The sequence below is a fragment of the Nocardia aurantiaca genome (genome assembly GCF_009708175.1).
Classification (GTDB): Bacteria; Actinomycetota; Actinomycetes; order Mycobacteriales; family Mycobacteriaceae; genus Nocardia; species Nocardia aurantiaca.
The window spans coordinates 87,530-108,301 of record NZ_WMBB01000017.1; the positions used below are offsets into that span (position 1 = coordinate 87,530).

The 20,772-nt window shown below is 67.4% G+C and carries 20 protein-coding genes; 11 read left to right on the forward strand and 9 right to left on the reverse strand.

Features of this window, described 5'->3' with window-relative positions:
* The first annotated feature begins 196 nt into the window (after nt 1-196).
* Nucleotides 197-1,546 carry a M20/M25/M40 family metallo-hydrolase gene (locus GLP40_RS29710; protein ID WP_328290806.1) on the forward strand — a complete coding sequence of 450 codons (1,350 nt, stop codon included), beginning with the start codon at nt 197-199 and terminating at the stop codon, nt 1,544-1,546.
* A 19-nt stretch (nt 1,547-1,565) separates the two neighbouring features.
* The gene (locus tag GLP40_RS29715; RefSeq protein ID WP_328290807.1) at nt 1,566-2,102 is read left to right on the forward strand and encodes a YbhB/YbcL family Raf kinase inhibitor-like protein; all 537 of its coding nucleotides are present in this window, start codon (nt 1,566-1,568) and stop codon (nt 2,100-2,102) included.
* Nucleotides 2,103-2,342: 240 nt separating this feature from the next.
* On the opposite strand, the gene GLP40_RS29720 is transcribed toward GLP40_RS29715, so the two are convergent.
* Nucleotides 2,343-2,978, reverse strand: a complete 636-nt coding sequence (locus GLP40_RS29720; protein ID WP_230330066.1) for a TetR/AcrR family transcriptional regulator — start codon at nt 2,976-2,978, stop codon at nt 2,343-2,345.
* A gap of 126 nt (nt 2,979-3,104) precedes the next feature.
* On the opposite strand from GLP40_RS29720, the gene GLP40_RS29725 reads away from it, so the two are divergent.
* Nucleotides 3,105-4,199, forward strand: a complete 1,095-nt coding sequence (locus GLP40_RS29725) for a hypothetical protein (RefSeq protein ID WP_230330067.1) — start codon at nt 3,105-3,107, stop codon at nt 4,197-4,199.
* A 219-nt stretch (nt 4,200-4,418) separates the two neighbouring features.
* Here the strand turns inward: GLP40_RS29725 and GLP40_RS29730 are convergent, their stop codons facing one another.
* The 4 genes from GLP40_RS29730 to GLP40_RS29745 all read right to left on the reverse strand — a co-directional run bounded on the left by GLP40_RS29730 (nt 4,419) and on the right by GLP40_RS29745 (nt 9,155).
* On the reverse strand, nt 4,419-6,248 hold the full coding sequence (locus GLP40_RS29730) for an AMP-dependent synthetase/ligase (RefSeq protein WP_154791325.1): 1,830 nt from the start codon (nt 6,246-6,248) through the stop codon (nt 4,419-4,421).
* Between the two features lie 538 nt (nt 6,249-6,786).
* The gene (locus tag GLP40_RS29735) at nt 6,787-7,866 is read right to left on the reverse strand and encodes a quinone-dependent dihydroorotate dehydrogenase (RefSeq protein WP_154791387.1); all 1,080 of its coding nucleotides are present in this window, start codon (nt 7,864-7,866) and stop codon (nt 6,787-6,789) included.
* Between the two features lie 18 nt (nt 7,867-7,884).
* Nucleotides 7,885-8,148, reverse strand: a complete 264-nt coding sequence (locus tag GLP40_RS29740; protein ID WP_154791326.1) for a DUF5703 family protein — start codon at nt 8,146-8,148, stop codon at nt 7,885-7,887.
* Nucleotides 8,148-9,155, reverse strand: a complete 1,008-nt coding sequence (locus tag GLP40_RS29745; RefSeq protein ID WP_154791327.1) for a YncE family protein — start codon at nt 9,153-9,155, stop codon at nt 8,148-8,150. Before GLP40_RS29745 ends, GLP40_RS29740 begins: the two co-directional genes overlap by 1 nt.
* Nucleotides 9,156-9,337: 182 nt before the next feature.
* On the opposite strand from GLP40_RS29745, the gene GLP40_RS29750 reads away from it, so the two are divergent.
* The 5 genes from GLP40_RS29750 (at nt 9,338) to GLP40_RS29770 (ending at nt 13,539) form a co-directional block, all read left to right on the forward strand.
* Complete coding sequence (locus GLP40_RS29750; protein WP_328290808.1) at nt 9,338-9,730, forward strand: hypothetical protein; 393 nt, start codon at nt 9,338-9,340, stop codon at nt 9,728-9,730.
* Nucleotides 9,731-9,819: 89 nt separating this feature from the next.
* The gene (locus tag GLP40_RS29755) at nt 9,820-10,359 is read left to right on the forward strand and encodes a hypothetical protein (protein WP_230330068.1); all 540 of its coding nucleotides are present in this window, start codon (nt 9,820-9,822) and stop codon (nt 10,357-10,359) included.
* 65 nt (nt 10,360-10,424) lie between these two features.
* The gene (locus GLP40_RS29760; protein WP_230330069.1) at nt 10,425-12,461 is read left to right on the forward strand and encodes an MMPL family transporter; all 2,037 of its coding nucleotides are present in this window, start codon (nt 10,425-10,427) and stop codon (nt 12,459-12,461) included.
* On the forward strand, nt 12,458-12,808 hold the full coding sequence (locus tag GLP40_RS29765) for a YrdB family protein (protein WP_154791330.1): 351 nt from the start codon (nt 12,458-12,460) through the stop codon (nt 12,806-12,808). The genes GLP40_RS29760 and GLP40_RS29765 overlap by 4 nt, the downstream gene beginning before the upstream one ends.
* A 173-nt stretch (nt 12,809-12,981) precedes the next feature.
* On the forward strand, nt 12,982-13,539 hold the full coding sequence (locus GLP40_RS29770; RefSeq protein ID WP_154791331.1) for a sugar O-acetyltransferase: 558 nt from the start codon (nt 12,982-12,984) through the stop codon (nt 13,537-13,539).
* Here the strand turns inward: GLP40_RS29770 and GLP40_RS29775 are convergent.
* The gene (locus GLP40_RS29775; protein ID WP_230330070.1) at nt 13,523-13,846 is read right to left on the reverse strand and encodes a recombinase family protein; all 324 of its coding nucleotides are present in this window, start codon (nt 13,844-13,846) and stop codon (nt 13,523-13,525) included. The genes GLP40_RS29770 and GLP40_RS29775 overlap by 17 nt on opposite strands.
* A 268-nt stretch (nt 13,847-14,114) precedes the next feature.
* Between GLP40_RS29775 and GLP40_RS29780 the strand changes: the two genes are divergently transcribed.
* The 3 genes from GLP40_RS29780 (at nt 14,115) to GLP40_RS29790 (ending at nt 16,696) form a co-directional block, all read left to right on the forward strand.
* Entirely contained in the window at nt 14,115-15,113 is a 999-nt protein-coding gene (locus GLP40_RS29780) for a CapA family protein (protein ID WP_328290809.1), read from the forward strand.
* Between the two features lie 210 nt (nt 15,114-15,323).
* Nucleotides 15,324-15,902, forward strand: a complete 579-nt coding sequence (locus tag GLP40_RS29785; RefSeq protein WP_154791332.1) for a pyridoxamine 5'-phosphate oxidase family protein — start codon at nt 15,324-15,326, stop codon at nt 15,900-15,902.
* 179 nt (nt 15,903-16,081) lie between these two features.
* Nucleotides 16,082-16,696: a recombinase family protein gene (locus tag GLP40_RS29790; protein ID WP_154791333.1), complete on the forward strand. Its 615-nt coding sequence runs from the start codon at nt 16,082-16,084 to the stop codon at nt 16,694-16,696.
* Between the two features lie 50 nt (nt 16,697-16,746).
* On the opposite strand, the gene GLP40_RS29795 is transcribed toward GLP40_RS29790, so the two are convergent.
* The 3 genes from GLP40_RS29795 to GLP40_RS29805 are packed head-to-tail and all read right to left on the reverse strand — an operon-like array spanning nt 16,747 to nt 20,671.
* Nucleotides 16,747-18,108, reverse strand: coding sequence for a TniQ family protein (locus tag GLP40_RS29795; protein ID WP_154791334.1), 1,362 nt, complete (start codon nt 18,106-18,108; stop codon nt 16,747-16,749).
* On the reverse strand, nt 18,105-19,016 hold the full coding sequence (locus tag GLP40_RS29800; protein ID WP_154791335.1) for a TniB family NTP-binding protein: 912 nt from the start codon (nt 19,014-19,016) through the stop codon (nt 18,105-18,107). The genes GLP40_RS29795 and GLP40_RS29800 overlap by 4 nt, the downstream gene beginning before the upstream one ends.
* A complete protein-coding gene (locus tag GLP40_RS29805; RefSeq protein WP_154791336.1) occupies nt 19,010-20,671 on the reverse strand; it encodes a Mu transposase C-terminal domain-containing protein in 1,662 nt (553 codons plus the stop codon). The genes GLP40_RS29800 and GLP40_RS29805 overlap by 7 nt, the downstream gene beginning before the upstream one ends.
* Nucleotides 20,672-20,772 lie beyond the last annotated feature (101 nt).

Consider the following 20,772-nt stretch of genomic DNA (forward strand, 5'->3'; position numbering starts at 1 on the left):
GACGACCCGGCTCGTGCGAATGGTCGCGAACGTCGGACGAGTCCGACTGGGAACGGCAACGGGCACGTCCGGTGGGTACGGGAACCCTTGCGCGAAGGGTGATTCCAATTCCGCGCTATCGGTCGACCTGCGGCGGCGGGAGCGGTGCGGGCGGCGGTGGGGGACGGTGCGCCGGGGAAGTGGTAGGAAAGGTGACGTGTCCGAAACCGCCGAAACCCACACCTCTCGTGCCGTGTCGGAAGTGGTGGACCTGGTCAGCAAGCTGATCCGGTTCGACACCTCCAATACCGGTGAACCGGAAACCACCAAGGGCGAGCGCGAATGCGCTCAGTGGGTGGCCGAACAACTCGAGGACGCCGGGTACACCACCGAATACGTCGAGTCGGGTGCGCCGGGGCGCGGCAACGTGTTCGCACGATTGCGGGGCGCGGACTCCTCGCGCGGGGCGCTGATGATGCACGGGCATCTGGACGTGGTGCCCGCCGAGGCCGCCGACTGGAGTGTGCATCCGTTCTCCGGTGCCGTGCGCGACGGATATGTGTGGGGTCGCGGCGCCATCGACATGAAGGACATGGTCGGCATGATGCTGGCCGTGGCCCGCCAGTTCAAGATCGAGGGCACGGTGCCGCCGCGCGACATCGTGTGGGCGTTCGTGGCCGACGAGGAGAACGGCGGACGGTGGGGCTGCCAGTGGCTGGTCGAGAATCGGCCCGACCTGTTCGAGGGCGTCACCGAGGCGGTCGGGGAGGTCGGCGGGTTCTCGCTGACCGTGCCGCGCCCCGACGGCAGCGAGCGGCGGTTGTATCTGGTCGAGACCGCGGAGAAGGGCCTGGGCTGGATGCGGTTGCGCGCCAAGGCCCGTGCCGGGCACGGCTCGTTCCTGCACGAGGACAACGCGGTGACCATCCTGTCGCAGGCGGTGGCGCGACTGGGCACCCACACCTTCCCACTGGTGGTCTCCGACTCGGTCGCCGAATTCCTGGCCGCCGTCGCCGAGGAGTCCGGGCTCGAATTCGATCCCGCCTCACCGGATATCGAAGGACAGCTCGCCAAGCTGGGCACCATCTCCCGCATCATCGGCGCGACCCTGCGCGACACCGCGAACCCGACCATGCTGCGGGCGGGCTACAAGGCCAATGTGATTCCGCAGACCGCCGAGGCCGTCGTCGACTGCCGCGTGGTGCCGGGGCGACAGGCCGAGTTCGAGCGGGAGGTGGACGCGCTCATCGGCCCGGATGTGGAGCGCGAATGGATCACCAAGCTCGACTCCTACGAGACCACCTTCGACGGTCATCTCGTCGATGCCATGAACGACGCCATCCTGGCCCACGATCCGGCCGGGCGCACCGTGCCCTACATGCTCTCCGGCGGCACCGACGCGAAGGCCTTCGCCAAGTTGGGGATTCGCTGCTTCGGCTTCGCGCCGCTGCGGCTGCCACCCGAACTGGACTTCTCCGCGTTGTTCCACGGGGTCGACGAGCGGGTTCCGGTGGAATCACTCGAATTCGGCACCCGCGTACTGGAACACTTCCTGTTGCACAGCTGACGATTCGAAAGGACTGCTCGTGCCCGACTACTCCTACAATCCGTACGCCGCGCTGCCGCAGCTGCCCGAGTTCACCCTGACCTCCACCGATATCAGCGACGGCAAGCCCCTGCATCTGGATCAGGTCAGCGCGCTCGGCGGCGCGGGCGGACGGGATATCTCCCCGCAGCTGAGCTGGTCGGGATTCCCGGCCGAGACCAAGAGCTTCGCGGTCACCATGTACGACCCGGACGCCCCGACCGCCTCGGGCTTCTGGCACTGGGTCCTCGCCAATGTCCCGGCCACCACCACCAGCCTCGAGACCGGGCAGGCCAGCAAGGGCGGCACGTTGCCCGCCGGAGCCATCCACCTGCGCAATGACGCTGGGCTGCACGAGTACACGGGCGCCTTCCCGCCCGCCGGGCACGGCGCGCACCGGTACTTCGTGGTAGTGCACGCGGTCGGTGTCGAGCGGCTCGACGTGGACGAGAACTCCTCGCCCGCCTACCTGGGATTCAACCTGTTCATGAACGCCATCGGGCGCGCCACCATCATCGGCACCCACGAGCAGAAGTAGGCGTTTACCCGGAAATGATTGCGGCCCTGGGCGATTGGTTCGGGGCCGCAATCATGTCCGGGTAGCACAACCGGCGTCCCGAGAGTTCCGGTGGTAATAGCCGCACCGCCACGACAGGATTCGCCGCCGAGCCAGTCCACGGGCGCGACCAACGCCAACAGCGGCGGATCTGGCAAGAAATACGCGGTGACCCTGTCTTGCCGTGATAACAGCCCATTATCTGGGGGCAGAAGACATCCCTCACTGATGTCTGGGGTGTTGCGACGGTCGGTTCTCGGCCGCGTCGAGTGCCGGGACGAGCGGGGCGAGCGCGGCACGGAGCATGTCGGGCAGCGAGCCGGACACGACCACGAGGCCTGCGGTGGCGGGCGCGACGCCCGCCGGCTGTAGCCATTGTTCGAGTGCGACGCGGACGGCGGCGGCCACGCTGGCCGCGAGCACGGGGGCGGTCGGTCCGTCGAAAGCGCCGAGGCGGTCGGCGATCGCGTTGGCGAGTGGTTTCGAGATCGCGCTGCTGGCACGGAGGAAGGCCTCGCGCAGCGAGGGGTGCGCGGTGATCAATGTTAGGGCCTCGCGAGGGATTTCACCCGGGTCGGTGTACTGGGTCACGATCGCGTCAATGACGGCGTCCGCGAGGCGAACCTCCGGCGGCCGAGCCGCTACCGCCGCTTCGACTCGCGCTTCCCGTTCGGTGGTGATAGCGGCGACGATCGCCTGCTCGCGGCTGGAGAAGTAGTTGTTGTAGGTCCGTGGTGAGACGCCGGCCGCCTCGGCGATGTCCTCGACCCGCACGTTGTCCGGCCCCTGTTCCAAGGCCAGCCGCAGCGCCGCTTCCCGCAGTGCCTCGCGGGTGGCCTGCTTCTTGCGCTCGCGCAATCCCGCCGGTCTCGTTGCCATGATCTGATCGTGCCACGAAAAATGTGCACTTACGCAATATTGCGTGCACGCATGTTTGTCTCTAGTCTGGCGTCGACCGAACCGATCAACAAAGGGATCACGCACATGCGCGGCAAGGGGATGACGTATGACGCCGGTTTCGTCCGGAACGGGCGGGCGTCACGGGAGGACCTCGACCCGGAGGTGGTCCGGCGGGAGCTGGCCATCATCCGGGACGATCTGCATTGCACTGCCGTCCACATCGTCGGCGGCGACGCCGACCGGCTGGAATTGGCAGCCCGGTGCGCCGCCGAGCTGGGGCTCGAGGTGTGGTACTCGCCCTATCCCTTGGAACTGACAACCGCGGAGATCCTGTCACTGTTCGCCGAGTGCGCGCGACGGGCCGAGCGGCTGCGGCAGACAGGGGCCGAGGTCGTGTTCGTCACCGGCGTCGAACTGAGCTTGATGAACCGGGAATTCCTGCCCGGCGACACCGTCTGGGAGCGGCTCGAGTTCCTGCTCGGGAACCCCGATGCTCGCAGCGAGCGACTCGCCGAGCTGATCGCTCGCCTCGACGACTTCCTCGCGGAGGCGGTGGCCGCGGTCCGCGAAGCCTTCCGAGGCAAACTGACCTACTGCGCCATACCTTTCGAGCGGATCGACTGGACACCGTTCGACATCATGTCGATCGAGCTCATCCGCTCCGCCGAGGTGGCCGACCAGTTCCGTGCGGGCGTGCGCGACCTGGTCGCGCAGGGAAAGCCGCTGGCGATCACCGGTTTCGGCACGGCCACTTGGCGGGGCGCCGCCGATCTGGCGCCGCGCAGCAATGAGATCGTCGAATACGACGCCACTACCGGCGACCCGATCCGGCTGAACGGGCACTACGCCCGGGACGAGGCTGGGCAGGCCGCATATCTGAGCGAGCTGCTCGAGATCTTCGATACCGAAGGCGTCGACAGCGCCTTCGTATTCCTGTTCGCGTTGCACAGCCACCCGCACCGCCCCGGCGGTGATCCCCGCGACGACCTCGACCTCGCCAGCCTCGGCATCGTCAAGGTCCTGGAGGGCCGCCACGGCGACACCTATCCGGACATGGCATGGGAACCCAAAGCGGCGTTCGCCGCCGTCGCCGGACACTACGCCAGCGGGAACGACACGCGGATCCGTTGCGACACCAGCCTTCTGGGCGAGCGCAGCCTTCCCGTCGAGCCGGCGTGAAATACCGGTGACCGGCCGACCATTCAGGTGGAATACCGCACCGCCGACCACAGCCCACCCAGACGGAGCGGATGGCCGAGGCGATGAGCGATCAGCTGGCTCGGGTGACGCGATCGGCGGCGGTGCGGTGGCACGGTCCATGAGAACGGCTGTGGGCCTGGACTGTTCGCCCAGGCCCACGTCTAATCCGTGTTCGCGCGGTGGCCGCGCGTCCCCGGATCAGCTCATGTTGACCACGCCGTCCGGCGGCGGGGTCAGATACAGCGAGGCGATCTCGGCGCCGTACTTGGCCGCGATCGGGTTGCGCTTGAGCTTGAGGGTGGGGGTGAGTTCATCACCGCCGGGCTCCCAGCCCAGATCCAGGATGGTGAACCGCTTGATCTGCTCGACGCGCGAGAGCTTGGCGTTGGCTCCGGCGACCGCGGCCTTGATCTCGGCGACGATCTCCGGGTGCGCGGCCAGGGTCTTCAGCTCGGCATCCGGAGTGCCCAGCGCCTTGGCCCGCACCACGGCGGTGTCGGGGTCCAGGACGATGAGCGCCGCGATGTAGGGCTTGGCGTCACCGATCGCGACCACCTGGCCGACCAGTGAGGACGCCGCCTTGACGGAGTTCTCGATATTGGTGGGAGACAGGTTCTTTCCCGCCTCGTTGATGATGAGTTCCTTCTTGCGGTCGACGATGCTGACATAGCCGTCGCCGTCGATGGTGGCGACGTCGCCAGTGTGCAGCCAGCCGTCGGCGTCGATGGCCTCGGCGGTCTTGTCGGGCATCTTGCGGTAGCCGCGAGTGACGATGCCGCCGCGAATGAGCAGCTCCCCGTCCTCGGCCAGGCGAATCTCCACGCCCTTCAGGGGGACGCCGACGGTGCCCGGCTTGGGTTTGGCCAGCGGGGTGTAGGTGCCGACACCGGAGGTTTCCGACATGCCCCACACCTCGGTCACCGTGAAGCCCAGGCCCAGCAGGTATTCCAGCGTTTCCGGCGGGATGGCGGCCGCGCCGGAGGCTGCGACGCGCAGCTCGTCGAAACCCAGGGCGTGGCGCAGCTTCGACAGCACCAACGCGTCGGCCAGCTTGTGCTGCACATCCAGCAGCGGGCCGCGGCCGGTGCCCGCGAGGTCGGCGCGGGCGGCCTGCGCACCGACACCGAGCGCCCAGTTGGCCAGGGCCTTCTTGACCGGGCTGGCCTCGGTGGCGAGCTTGGCGTCGATTCCGGCCTTGATCTTCTGCCATACGCGCGGCACACCGAAGAACGCGGTCGGGCGGGCGTCGGGCAGGGCCGCGGCGATCTCACGCGGATCGGGCACACAGGTCACCTGCACACCGGTGAACAGATTGGCGCAGTGACCCGAAATGCGGTCGGCCACATGGGCGGCCGGGAGGTAGGACACCGAGCGGTCGTCGAGGCCGACGGTCAGCGGCCCCTCGACCAGGCCCACGATCTGGGCGACGACATTCTTGTGGGTGAGTTCCACACCCTTGGAGGGGCCGGTGGTGCCGGAGGTGTAGATCAGCGTCGCCACATCGTCGGGCTGCACCGCCTGCCAGGCGGCGTCGAAGTCGAAATCCTGCTTCGGCGCGGCCTCCACCTCGGCCAGGGTCAGCGTGCCCGCCGCCGAACCCTCCACCAGCACAATGTGTTCCAGCTCCACGCCGGCTGCGCGCACCACGTCCAGGAACCCCGGTTCGGTGATCACCACCTTGTTCTCCGCATTGGTGAACAGATGCGCGATCTGCTCCGGCGAACTGGTGTTGTAGATCGAGAACGGTGTCGCACCCACGTGCAACGCCGCGGTATCGACCAGATTGAACTCCGGCCGGTTGGTCAGCATGATCCCCACGGTGTCGCCGCGCCCCACCCCCAGCCCGGCCAACCCCGCCGCGATCGAACGCACCCGCTCCCCGTACTCGCGCCACGTGAGCTGCTGTGTCCCGCCGACCGTGCGCAACGCCACCTGTCCCGGCCGCAGCGTCACGGTCTCCTGAAACGCCTGCGGAATCGTATAAACGGTCTTCCCAGATGCGTGCGCATAGCTGATGTCAGTCGTCATAACCCTTTTCCCGATTGCCTCTCGCTGCGCCCCGCCACCCGCCGCGCGCCCACCGCGCGCACCCCGACGTCCGAGAGAACGACCAACCCGATCACGCGATGGCCACGCGCCGTCTGTGGCGCGGCTCACTCATCGTAACCAGATCTTTACGACTGTGTCGCGCGGTACACCGGCCACGCCGGTGGCCGAAATCATCGATCGCCCGGGCGACGGAGCCCATCCTGGCCCGCGCACGCCAGGTGACCGACCGTCGCCATGCGGACTCGGATGCCCGAACGAAATCCGGCGAATTCGCCTCGGCAGCCATGTACAGCGTGGCGCGCTCGCTCAGCGGTTCGGTGTCCAGGGCGCCGGTTCAGCGGTGAGTGCGGCCTGCTCGACCGCTTGCACCTCGGTCATCGACCGCACCGCGCACAGCCCGAATCGGCCGGGGTGTATGCCGCGTGATCGCGGGAACGGGAATCGGCGCGGTGGCCGAGCATCCGCATTCCCACCGGAGGCAACGTCACGGCCGGACATACGGAATGAACCGGAGCGGTCAGGCGCGGGTCGTGTGTTCTGCGCCGACGGCTTCGGAGAGATTGGAATAGCCGTGAGCGCGCAGTTTCGCGGCGAGGCCCCGGTGGATGTGCTTGGCCCACAACGGGCCGCCGTAGATGAAGCCGGTATAGCCCTGGAGGAGGGAGGCGCCGGCGAGGATGCGTTCCCAGGCCTGGTCGGCGGTTTCGATGCCGCCGACCGAGATCAGGACGAGCTTGTCGCCTACGCGGGCGTAGAGGCGGCGCAGAACCTCGAGGGAGCGGTCGGCTACCGGGGCGCCGGAGAGGCCCCCTGCGCCAATGGGTTCCACTTCGGAGGCGGGGGTGCGCAGGCCGTCGCGGCGGATTGTGGTGTTGGTGGCGACGATGCCGGCCAGGCCGAGTTCGACGGCGAGGTCGGCGACAGCGTCGATGTCCTCGTCGGAAAGATCGGGGGCGATCTTGACCAGGACGGGGACCGAGACGGTGTCGAGGACGGCCTGCAGAATCGGGCGCAGGGAGGTCACCGCTTGCAGGTCGCGCAGGCCTGGGGTGTTGGGGGAGCTGACATTGACGACGATGAAGTCGGCCAGCGGGCCCAGCAGCTTCGCCGAGAGGGCGTAATCGGTTGCGGCGTCCTCGGGTTCGACGACCTTGGTCTTGCCGATGTTGGCGCCGATCGGGACGCCTCCGGGCAGGCGGTGGGCCAGGTGTTCGGCGGCGGCGGCCGCGCCGAAGTTGTTGAAGCCCATGCGGTTGATGAGCGCCCGGTCCGCGGGGAGGCGGAACAGCCGGGGGGCGGGGTTGCCAGGCTGGGCCTGGGCGGTGACAGTGCCGATTTCGGCGTAACCGAAACCGAGCGAGCCCCACGTGTCGACGCCGTCGGCGTTCTTGTCGAAGCCGGCGGCCAGACCCAGGGGCGCGGGGAAGTCCACGCCGAACACGCGGGTGCGCAGGATCGGGTCGTCGGCCACGAGCAGCTTGCCGGTCAGCGCACGGCCCGGGGCGAACCGGGTCGCGAGCTTCATGGCGGCGAAAGCCAGGTGGTGAATGCGTTCCGGCGGCAGCAGGAACATCACCTTCAGCAGCAGACGGTACAGACGCTCATACATGGGGGGTTACATCACCGCCTCGGGTGTCGGGGATAGCAGGGAACTCTTGCGGCGGCGCAGTAACACTCGACGACTGCCGTCGGTGTAGGCACGTACCCGCGACAGCTCCCAGCCGCCGTATTCGGCGTGAATGGCGAGCCGCATGGACGCGGTGACCCTGCTGACGCCGGGAGGCAACCGCAGGGGCACGTATTCCCATTCGTCGCTGGATTCCTCCCAGCCTTCCGGTAATGTGCGCGATTGGTGCGCCGATCGTGAGGCCCGTGCCATCACTGCCCTCTCTTCCGCTGGTCCGCGCCGATCCGTTGCAGACCGTCACCGGTCGCGGATCCCACGAACATCTCACCGGTGCGGCTGTCGATGGTTACCGCGTTGGGCTGGCGCACCGTCGGGTAGCGCCCTACCTCTACCGGTATACCCGTCGACAGGTCGTAGCCGACGACTTCGTTGCTGCCTGTCAGCGTCACCCACACGGTCTCGGACCGCTGATCGTAGGCGAGTGCGTAGGGCGAAGAGCCTACCGGGAAACGCTGGTGCAGGACCAAGGGATCGGCGGTGTAGACCAGCAGTTCCCCTCCGGCGGTGTCGGTGACGATGCGGCGGCCGAAGTGGTCGCCGATCATGTTGGTGGCTCCGTCGCCGGCGCGCAGGGACAGCCCGAGCTTGTTGGAGGCGAGGTCGAGCTGCACGACGGCGGTCTGGCGACGATCCAGCACGACCACCGCGCCGTCGGCGGCATCCACCACATCAGCGGAGGACAGACCCGAAATGGTGTGGCGCACGGTGCCGTCCGCGTCGAGCAGCAGCACCTTGCCGTTGGCCAGGCCCACTACCAGCGACCCGTCGGCGCGCGACGCCGCCGAGTGCACGTCGCCGTCGACCGTGATCGCGGTGACCGCGCCGGAGGCGGCGTCGACGCGCAGGATCTTGCCGGGCACCGCGACCAGGATCTCCCCGGGCTTGCCCAGCGACAGTGCGGCGGCCTTGCCGGGCAGGGCGACCGGGCGGGTGACGCCCTTGTCGATGAGTTGCAGGGTGGCACCGGAATCCACGACCGCGGCCAGCACACCGGTGGCGGGTTCGTCGAGCAGCAGGGAGATCGGCGCGCTGGGGCTCACCTGTCCGGTGGGCGCGGCCGCGGCGCTGGGAGCGGCGGCCGGGGTCGCCGGGTCCCGGGTGGCGTTGTCGGCGTTGTCCTCCTGCGAGGAACACCCGGCCAGCAGGGTCACCGCCGCCACCCCCGCGAGGGCCGACCGGATCCAGCCGCGACGGCGCATGCAGCGAACTCCCTTACTGACCGAACTGACGAGCGAAATCATGCGTGCTCTCTTATCTGACCATGATCGGCCACAGCGACCGACAAGTGGGGGTCTTCGCGACGGCGTGCCACGTGTCTCCGGGACCGATTTCCATGATGTGACATGGGCTTTCGGTGGCACTGTCGGTCCAGGCGGTTACCGTGGAAAGCAAAAGCGTGCCGTATCTGGGAGATCAGTTGGTAGCCGACCACACTTCGGGCTTCATCGTCGAAGACGTGACCATGGGTCGTTACGCGCACGGGTTCGGGGTCACCGCGGACGGGCGGTCGTTCGCCTTCCGGACCCACAGGGCGACATTGACCCTCGAGATCTATCGGCCCGATCTCGCGACCACCGTGCCCGCGCCCGAGGACATCGAGGCGGTGGCCGTGGCGCCGGTCACCGATATCGATCTCGACGACGAGCGCAGTGTGGTGGCGCTGGTGCGGGATCTGATTCCACAGGCCACGCCGGTGCCGACCGCGCAACCGCGCGAGGCCACGACGGTGCGGGCGTTGTTGAGCCGTTTGGCCGCGGTCATCGACGGCATGTGAACGCGCTGCTGTGACACAGCAATCCCCCTCGGGCGCAGCGCATGACAAACTAACGGCACACAACCGCAGTTCGACCTTCGAGGATGTTGATGCGATTTCGACGACCGACCGCCGCCGTGCTCCTGTTGACCGTGGTCGGCGCGTCGATCGCCGCGTGTGGCGGTGGCTCCGACGACGAGTCCAAGGTGGCCCAGGCACGTTCCTCGGCCTACGCGGCCCTGAGTTCGTCCTCGGCGGCCGCGGCCGCGCAGAGCAGCGCCAACCGGCCGACCATCCCGTCCGCGGCCGAGCTGGACGCGCAGATCAAGAGCGCGCTGGACCCGAATCTGCCCGACAGTGACCGGACCGCGCTGATCGAGGACGGCGAGGCGTTCAAGGACGCCATCCCGGACATGTACAAGGCGCTGCGCGACCATCCGCGCGCGGTGTACGGGGTCAAGGACCCGGTCTTCGACAACCACGACGGCACCCTGACCGCGACGCTGAGCCTGGACAAGGACGGAACCGGCTCCGATGTGCGTACCACGGTGGTGCATTTCGTGTACAAGGACGGGCGCTGGAAGATCTCGCGCACCGACCTGTGCGGCATTCTGCGCTCGGCCGACTACAAGACCGCGGCCTGCGGGTGATGCGCGAGGCCGGATCCCCGCGGTGGGGGCGTTCGATCCACCGCTTCCGGTATGCGGTGTTCGCCATGTTCGGGCTGGTTGTGCTCGTGTCCGGGTTCTACGGGCGGGACCTGGGTGATCACCTCACACAGGAGGGCTGGTTCGACGATTCGAGTCAGTCGGTGGCGGCGTCGAAGCTGGCCGATTCCACCTTCGGCCGCGACACCGACGCGGATCTGATCGCCATCTACACCGCCCCGCCCGGATCGACCGTCGATGACGAGCCGGTGCGTAATGCGGTCGCGGCGGAATTGAATCGGCTGCGCACCCAGCACGCCGACCGGATACTGAAGATCGACTCGTATTGGGACGACGCGCTGATGGGCCGGTTCGCCGACGCCTCCCGCACCCACGCATTCGCCAGCATCGGGCTACGTGGGGACGGCGGCACCGACACGGTGAACAACTACCTGGCCATCAAGGACGAATTCCATGCGGGCACAACCGGTTCCGGACCGGGTGGGACGACGGTGCAGCTGGCCGGATTGCAGCCGGTGGTCGAGGGCATCAACACCGGGATGCAGGACGATATCCGCCGTGCGGAGCTGATCGCGCTGCCGCTGGTGGCGATCCTGCTGTATTTCGTGTTCGGCGGGGTGGTGGGGGCGCTGCTGCCGGTGCTGATCGGCGGCATGACGATCCTGGGAAGCCAGGGCATCATGCGGCTGCTGACCAATCATCTGCAGGTCAATGTGTTCGCCTCGGCGGTGGTCACGCTGGTGAGCTTGGGGCTGGCGATCGACTACGGGTTGTTCGCGGTGACCCGGTTCCGTGAGGAACTGGCGGCGGGCCGCAGCGTGGAGGAGGCGACCGCCCGCACGGTCGCCACGGCCGGGCGCACGGTGTTGTTCTCGGCGGCGATCATCGCGGTGAGCCTGGGCGCGTTGTTCATCTACCCGAACGGGGTCCTGCGCTCGGTGCCGCTGGGCGGCATCTCCTCGGTGCTGTTGGCGGCGGTGCTGTCGGTGACGGCGTTGCCGGCGGTGCTGTCGATCGTGGGGCGGCGCATCGATCTATGGGGCTGGCATCGGCTGGCCAGTATCCGTACCGCCGAGCAGATCGATGCCGGATTCTTCTCGCGGCTGGCGCTGTTCGCCATGCGCAAGCCGTGGCTGGTGATCGCGCCGGTGGTGTTGATGCTGCTGCCATTGATTCTGCCGTTCCGCCACATCGAGTTCGGGGGTTTGAGCGAGCGGTATCTGTCCTCGGACAATCCGGCGCGGGTGGCCCAGCAGGACTTCGATCGCAGGTTCCCGCAATTCCGCACCGAGCCGCTGAAGCTGGTGGTGGTGGGTGCGAATCCGCAGCAGCTGTCCGATATTCGCTACGAGGCCAACCAGATTGTCGGTCCGAAGATGACGGGGCCGTTCGATCCGGCCGCGCCGACCAAGGATCAGGTGACAGTGCTGGCCAGCGGGCTGGTCGACAAGCGCGATGCCGACAGTGTGATGGCGGCGCTGCGATCGATCCCCGAGCCCGATGGCGTGCACGTGATGGTCGCGGGTGTGCCTGCCCTGGAACGTGATTCGATCCAGGGCTTGATCAAGGGCCTGCCGTTGCTGGTGGCGATTCTGATCGCGGCGGCGGTCGCGTTGATGTATGCGGCATTCCGGTCATTGGTGCTGGCGATCAAGGCGGTCGTCATGAGCGCGCTCAGCCTGGGTGCGACGCTCGGTGTGCTGACCTGGATCTTCGTGGAGGGTCACGGCGCGGGCCTGTTCGACTTCACCCCGGGCCCGCTCATGTTCGCGGTCCTGGTGCTGATCGTGACGGTCCTGTTCGGTCTCTCGACCGACTACGAGGTGTTCCTGCAGTCGCGGATGGCCGAGGCGCGGGCGGCGGGAGCCGCCGCGCCCGAGGCGATCCGCTACGGCATCGCCCACACCGGCGGTGTCATCACCTCGGCCGCGGCGATTCTGATCGTGGTCACCGGTGCGTTCGGGTTCTCGGATCTGGTGCTCATGAAATACATTGCCTACGGCATGATCGCGGCACTGGTGTTGGACGCCACCGTGATCCGCGTGTTGTTGACTCCTGCGGTATTGAAGTTGGTCTGGCGATGAGGGTGTTCGAGGGCGCGAACCTGTTGTTGATGTTCCTGCTGGAACTGTGTGTTCTGGGCGCTGCGGCGTGGTGGGGATTCACCGTGCCGGCGCCGATCGCGGCGCGCATCGTGCTGGGGCTGGCGGCCCCGGCGGTGTTCATCGTGGTATGGGCGCTGTTCGGTGCGGCCAAGGATCCCCGATTCCCGCAGACCGGTTGGCGGCGGGTGGCTTTGGAGGTCGTCTGGTTCGGGGCGGCCTCGGTGCTGCTGGGCCTGGCGTGGACTCCGGTCGCCGGTCTCGTGATGTTCGCGCTGTGGTTCGGCAACGGCGTGCTGCGGCTGGCGTGGGGTCAGCAGAAGCTCTGACAGGGATCAGCAGGTCTCCGACGCCCTCGGCCGAGCACTACCCGACGTGGGCTGGGCCGAATGCCATTGTCGTCGAACATCTTTGGTTTGCACCGGCTTGGGGTCCCGGACTGGCAGGGGCCGGTATTCAGGTAGTCGGGGTAGGGGTGTGGCCAGTCGGGCAGGATCGCGTCATGGGGATGGACAAAGCGCGCATGCTTCGGGGCGAGTTGTATCGGGACAACGATCCGGAGCTGGTGGCTGAGCGCCGTGCGTGTCAGGCGTTGCTGGACCGATTCAACGCGACTCGATCAGGCGAGGATTCCGAACGCCGTGCGATCCTTGCGGAGTTGCTCGGTGCTATCGGCGAGGGCTCGTGGATCATGCCGAGGTTCCAGTGTGACTATGGCCATCTGATCACAATGGGCCGCAACAGTTTCCTGAACTACGACGCGATCGTGATGGACTGCGCTCCCGTCGTCATCGGCGATGATGTATCCATCGGTCCGCGTGCGCAGTTGCTGACCGCCCTGCATCCGATGGAAGACCATGAACTGCGCCGTCAGCGCTGGGAGACAGCAACTCCGATCGCCATCGGCGACAACGTGTGGCTGGGCGGCGGCGTCATCGTCTGCCCCGGTGTCGCGATCGGCTCGAATACAGTCGTCGGTGCCGGCAGTGTCGTGACGAGAAACCTTCCCGCGCAGGTCTTCGCTGCGGGAAATCCTTGCCGGATCATCCGAAAGCTCTAGCAGGCGACGTGCCTGTCGTGTCGATGCCCTGATCCAGGACTCCCAGGTCCACGCTCCGTTCCTGCAAGGTCTTCGACAGTTCGACCAGTTGCTCGAGGGAGCGGCCGAGCCGGTCGAGCTTGGTCACCACCAGTTGGTCGTTGGGTCGGTTGGCGACCAGCAGCGCCTTGGTCAGCTCGGGGCGGGAGGCGAGCTTGCCGGAGGCCTTGTCGATGAAGATCTCCTCACAGCCGGCCGCGGTGAGCGCGTCGTGTTGGGCTTCGGGATGTTGATCGCGGGTGGAGACTCGCCCGTAGCCGATTCGCATGGCCCGGGAGTGTATTGCGAACCCCCGACAGGTTGACATTGGCGCGTACACGGCAACTGTTACAGATTCGACGGTCTCCGACCTGCGGGAATCTCCAGTTGTCGATGTTCGAGGCCGCATTCAGTGATGTGCAGTGTGCGCTTCAGCGCGGCCGCCGTCGTCGTCGTCCTGGCTAACCGCATGCCGCTGTTGGAGGTAGAGAACGTCCTGAAATGCCGAATGCCGTGCATCGGATGCGAGTTGGGTATCGGTATGGTGGGGTGTAGCTGTGAAGGGGATCTTCGGGGGCGATGTCAACATCCAGCTGCGCACCGATCCAGCTGGTGCTTTCGTTGGAATTCGAGATGTGCTGGCCAAGGCCGACTTTCGGTTTGTCAACTTGGAAGGGCCGCTGTGCGGGCAAGGCCCGCTGATCCCGCACAAGCCGAACTGGACGTACGCCGATCCCGCGATGGTGGATGCACTGACCTGGGCCGGCATCGATGTCGTCTCGTGCGCGAACAACGTGACCTTCCCGGCCTCGGCGGCGGTCGCGAGCTTGGAGGTGCTCGATCGGGCCGGGATTGCACACTGCGGTGCCGGACACGATCTCTCCGCAGCTCGCCGACCTGCGGTGGTACAGAGGGAGGGCAAGTCCGTTGCCTTCCTGGCGTATTCCTCGATCTGCTGGCCGTTCGAGCATGCGGCCACCGCGAGCAGGCCCGGCATTGTGCCCATGCGGGCGGTGACCTCCTACATTCCTGACCCTCGGGTGGCCGAGGTTCCCGGAGCCGCTCCCACGGTGATCACCACACCCTTCAGCGACGAACTGGATGCACTGGTGGCCGACGTCGAGAAGGCCCGCAACGAGAACGACCATGTTGTCGTCTCCGTGCATTGGGGCGTTCCCGGCACAGTCGTTGCCAACTACCAGTACACCGTTGCGCACGCAGCTGTCCGAGCAGGCGCCGACATCGTGATTGGGCACGGCCCACATTCGATTCAGCCGGTAGAGGTCTATCGAGGGCGGCCGATCTTCTACAGCCTGGGCAATCTCGTGTTCGACTGGCCGGTCATGCACAACCGCCACATGGAAGGGCTGCTGGTCGAATACGACTTCGACGGCACAGCCACGATCATCCCGACGGCTCGGGACGGGCACAACACCGCGCAAATTCTCGATGGGGCCGCCGCGATCGATGTTCTGCAGAACCTGGCAGCTATCTCGGCTCCCTTGGGTACCACCATCGCTGTTGATGGCAGCCGCGGAGTACTCCAGCTTTCGTAGCCGCCCTATCCGAGCTGGACAACCGAACGCACTCTTTTGCCGCTGATTGCTTGATCTGACGTAACCAGGGCGTCCCGACCACATGTCGGGCCGCAGCGTAAGGAGGTTCGCTCGCCGCGTTCCGCGTTCTCACTTCAGGTGAGTTTTAACTCTGGTGGATGGACATGACGCCGTTAGGCTGAGCAAGTAACACGACTGGGAGGGGAGCCCATGGCCAAGCAGTTCTCGCATCTGGATGGCCCCTTGCGGCAGTTCATCGAAGCGCAAGCGATGTTCTTCGTCGCCACTGCACCTTCACAGGGCGGACGGGTCAATCTGTCGCCCAAGGGATATCAGGACACCTTTGCAGTACTCGACGATCACACCGTCGCTTACCTCGATCTGTTCGGCAGCGGCGTGGAGACGATCTCGCACCTGCGCGAGAACGGCCGCATCACGATCATGTTCTGCTCGTTCAGCCGCAACTCTCGGATCCTGCGACTGTTCGGCTCAGGGCGCGTAGTACGACCCGATGACCCGGAATTCATAGACCTACGAACGAATTTCGGACTCACCCATCCGGGTATCCGCGCAGTCATCGTCGTCCACCTCGAGCGCATCGCCGACGCGTGTGGATACTCCGTCCCGTATTACGAGCTCATCGGCGAACGGCCGGTCCTCGACACCCACCACGCCAGACAGCCCGAAGAGAAATTCGCGGGACGGATCGCCGGAGACAACGGACGCAGCATCGACGGCCTCCCCGCACTGGATCCAGATCATCCGGTGCCATCCCACGTGCGCCGCTAGAGGCTGTCGGAACGCACTATTCTGCCGCTGATCGCTCGCCACGAAGTCGCCGACCAGTGTCGGTAAACGATCGTCTGCCGACAAACTCGACACTCATCCCGAAAATTGCCCGAATCGCGTCGGAATGCCGTGTCGGAAATCAACGCCGGAAAACCCTGCCGTCGAGTAGTTTTCGACATATGTTGATCGGCTACGCCCGGGTCTCCACCCCCGACCAGAATCCCGACCACCAAACCGACGCCTTGCGCGCGGCCGGGGTGGCCGAGCGCGACATCCATCTCGACATCGCCAGCGGCGCGAAATCCTCGCGCCCGCGCTTCGATCTGGTGATGCAGCTGCTGCGCGAGGGCGACACCTTGGTCGTCACCCGCCTGGACCGGTTGGGGCGCTCGCTGCAGCATCTGGTGAATCTCGGTGCCGAACTACGGGATCGGGGCGTGGGGTTGCATGTGATCGAGCAGGGCATCAACACCGCCACCGCCGAAGGGCGCGCGATGTTCGGGATGCTGGCCGTGCTCGCCGAATACCAGCGCGAGCTGATCCTGGCCAACACCGCCGACGGCCTGGCGGCCGCGCGTGCCCGCGGCCGCGTGGGCGGGCGCCGGCCGAAACTGACCGCCGACCAAGCCAAGCTCGCCCAGCGCCTCTACGACGAGGGCGGCCACACCGTCGCCCAGATCGCCGACATGCTCGGGGTCAAACGCGGCACCCTCTACGGCCACCTCGACAAAGCGAGCGTCGGTACCCGGCCCCGCTCCGGGCCCACCGAGCTCCCGGCGGCCGCCTCGGCGTGACACCTGGTACCGCCAGATCCCTTGTCTTGGTGTTTCGTCGACGGGTGGGCTCATCGGTTCAGGCGGGCACATAGTTGCACGAGGTCGTCGGGGCTAAACAGCTGCGCGGCCGGGCCGTGGAGTCCGCGTCGTTCGCGGGTGAAATCGGTGAGCGCGGAGTCGATTTCGGCGGATTCATAGCCGTAGAGAGCCAGCAGGCGTTCGATCTCGGTGCGGGTCTGCACGAAATGGGGCGGCATGCCGGTGGCGATGAGCAGTTCGCGTTCCCGGTCGAAGTTGGCCGGGCTCGGGTCGTTGTGGATCAGGAATCCCAGCACTTGGCGGGCGGTCTCGGCGTCGGTGCGCACCGCGTCCTCGAGTTCGGCGACCAGGACCGCGAATTCGACCGGCCGACGCAGGTCAGCGAGGCCAGGGGGCCGAGGTCGCGACGGTCTGGGCTGGTAGGGCACATCGCCGGGGTAGACCTGCTCGGGTCCGGGCGCAGTCAGCAGAGCACCGAGGGTGCCGCGCGGGTGCAGGCGCCCGCGTGCGGCCAGGTCCACGACGAGCGCGGCGGCGGTCAGCAGGTCATGTTGCCGCTGCCAGGGCAACCATTCGTAGGGCTGCCAGATCCGCAGGCCAGCACGGTAAGTCAGGTCGGCGGCCTCCCAGACGTGGGTGAGCGTGGCCGCGGAGTGCTTGCGCAGGGCCGCGGTGGACAAGGTGAGCTCGTCGAGCAGACAGCGCAGCAGGCGAAACCACACCCCCGCGTGCACGCGCCGTCCCGGCAGGGCGACCATCCCCGTGGTGAGGGCCTGGTGGGTGTAGTTGTCCAGTGCAGCAACGGGTTCGCCGATCGGTTCCGTTACGACGGCGGTCTCCGACAGCTCGGCGTGCAACCGTTCCTCCGGCGAGAGCAGCCGTGTGTGGTGGATCGTGCAGCCGATGGTCAGCGGCAGATCCCACGTCCAGGACCAGCGCGGTACGGGTGCGGCCGTGCACAGCGGGCAGGATCGGCGCAGCCGGGTCGCGGGAATCCACGGCCCCCGCCAGGCCCGTCGCCGCGTCACCTCGAAATGCGGGGCCTCGCCCGGCGCGAGCAGCACCGAGTCCTGACGCACATAGGTATAGAACGCCTCCTCTCCGTCGCGGGCGGGCAGCGGGAACCGGTCGAACAGCCACGGCACCTGCCCCGGCAACGTCATCGCCCGCAACCGCCCGACCTCGACTCCGCTGGCCTGCGACAACGCGGGGAAGATCTCCGGCGGTGGGTCCTCGTCCAGGTCCGAAACTGCCTTGACCACACCGAGATTCGGGCCCAACAGCTCGGTCACCGGCACCTCGTAGAGGCGCCCGAGACGTTCCAGCCACGACGACAGCGACTCCAGCTCACCCGGCGGCGGGTGCACCGGCCACCGGGCCGGTGCGCTCATGCCAGTTCGCGTTCGAAGGCCCGCCGGCGCTCGGTTGGGCCCGCGTATCCGGCCAGCAGCAGGGTGCGCTGGTTGATCTCTTCCTCTCCGGACTCGATCGCCGCGACCGCGGCCGCGGTGAGCAGGGCGGCGAGCTCGCCGATCGTGCCCTCGCAGCGGGTCAGCAGATAAGAGGCCATTTCCTCGGTCGCGATCGGCGAGGGCCGGCGCAGTGGGAACGCGGCCGCGAAGCTGGCCAGCAGCGCGCACGCCTCACCGCCGGGTTCCCATCGCGGCAGTGCGAAGGGCGCGAAGCGGTTCTCGAGCTGGTCGTCGGAGCGGATCGCCAGGTAGGCGTCGCGGATTCCCACGCCCACCAACGGGATCCGCAGGCTGTTGCCCAGGAACCGCAGCAGGTTCAAGAACTCGCGCTGGACGTTGCCACGCCCGCCGAGCACGTTGTGCAGCTCGTCGATGACCAGCATCCGCACCCCGCATGTGCGGCACAACCGCAGCACCAGCTGCTCGACATCGGCCAGCCGTGCTCCGCGTGGCCGCACCGGGGCGCCCATCGCCGACAACAGCGCCACATAGAAGCGCAGCACGCTCGGCTCCGAGGGCATCTGCACCGTCAGCACCGGGATCTCCTCGCGCTCGTCGTGGGAGATCGCGGGGTGGTCGCGGCGGAACTTCTCGATGATCATCGACTTGCCGTTGTTGGTCGGCCCGATCAGCAGCAGGTTCGGCATCCGCTGCTTGGACGGCATATCCAGCAGCTCGTCCAGGCGGGTCAGGGCCTCGCCGGCGCGGGTGTAGCCGATCCACCGGTCCGCCCGCACGTGCCGCACCCGCTCGACGGCCGGCAGCAGCGCGAGCGGCTGCGCCGAGGGATGCAGGTGCGACAAATCGACCGGTTCGCCGATCACCATTGCTCGATCACCTCGAACGGCCGCACCGCCGCCACCGGGCCGGTCTCGGCTGGCGGAGGCGGTGGCGCCGGGGCGCGGGTGCGTGCGCGAACCTGGCTGTGGCGCGCGGTGTTGCGGCGCGCGGCGCGGCTGGACTTGGTCGCGGTGTCGGTGATGGCCCGCATCTGCTCGACCATCGCGAACAGGGCGTTCTCGTCGATCTCGGCGCGGCCCTGCTCCCGCAGCCGCGCCACCGCGCTGCGGTGTTCCCACACGCTGATCGCCGGACGCGACCAGGTGCGATACGGGATCTCGAGGTAGTCGCCGGTGTCGGGGTGCAGCGCCCAGATCCGGGAGATATCGCGCGGATCGCGCCGCAACACGAACCTGCCAAGGCGCCCGCGCCTGGCGATCAACGGCCGCAGCACGTCGGCGTAGTACTGCACGTGATCGACGGTGAACCCGGTCCGGGTCAGGCTGCGGCGGATCACCGGCAGGAAGTCGACCACGAACGCCGTCTCGTTGGTCACCGTCACCGGGACGCCCTGAGCAGCGGCGCGTTCCACCCATACTCCCGCCGGGGTGCGCCCGCCCAAACCTTCGTGGGGTTGCCCGTGGTAGCAGGCCACCGCCAACGCCATCCATCGCTGCAATTCCCTCAGGGTGAGAACGGCTTTGGCGTCGCTGTCGTAGTCGCCACGCTCGCCGATGTTGGAGAAGGTGGTGCCGGGCAGCTCGTGCAGCATCGTCATCAGGGTGCCGATCAGCCGTTCCACCACCCCACCGAAATGCGGCTGCCCCGGCGGCCGGTAGTCGATGGTGATGCCGTGCTGCTCACAACCGCGGCGCAGGGCCTCGCTCTTGAACTCCGCGGCATTGTCGACATACAGCCCGGCGGGTTTGCCGCTCATCGGCCACGAAGCCTGCACGTCGAGGCGTTCGAGCCACGGGCGTTTGTCGATCGCCATGTGCGCCAAGCACAATCCGACCGAGGTCGCCGACGGCGCCTCCAAGGTGACCACGAACCCCGGCACGCACCGTGTGGCCTCGTCGGTCGCCGCCGTCACATACGGGCGTCCGATCGGCAGCCGGTGAAACTCGTCGACCACGATCACATCCGCAGGCGTGTGGTCGATCTGCACGCGCTCGAGCAGCCCCTCCACCGGCGCCGGCGCACCACCGACGGCCCGCAGCGAGCGCGCTGCGTCGCGGCCCTGGCGCGCGGCGGTGGCCTTGACCGGCTCCAAGCGGCGGACCCGGCGGGTGACCGCCGCCCGTGAGGGAGCCCGTACTCCCGCGATCCGGCACTCGCGACCAATCTCGCGGCAGATCACCGCCACCGAACGCTTCTGCCTGCTCAGATACCGCGTGCGCAGCACCCGGCGCACGATCGCCTCCACTTCCTCCGGCAACCGAGCACCACCGCGGCCACCGGATGAACGGCGCGGCAACAGATCCGAGGCCACCCCTTCTCCCGCACGCCAGCGCGCCACCATCGCATACACCTGCCGCTGCGTCACCCCCAGCTCCGCGGCTGCTCGATCTGCGGCCGCGAGGCTCACCTTGTCCGATGCCGCGAGAGGGCCGATCACCTGGGCGCGGCGTACCGCGATCTTCCAGCGCGTCTCGTCGGCGGTCAGAACACCGCGCTCCGGCAACGACGAATCCCCGACCATCCCGCAACCCCCGTGCTGAAGACGAGTACGAGCTGAAAGAACCGTACCGCCGAGGAGTTCGAGACACACCGATGATTCACAGTCCCGTTCAGCTGCAACAG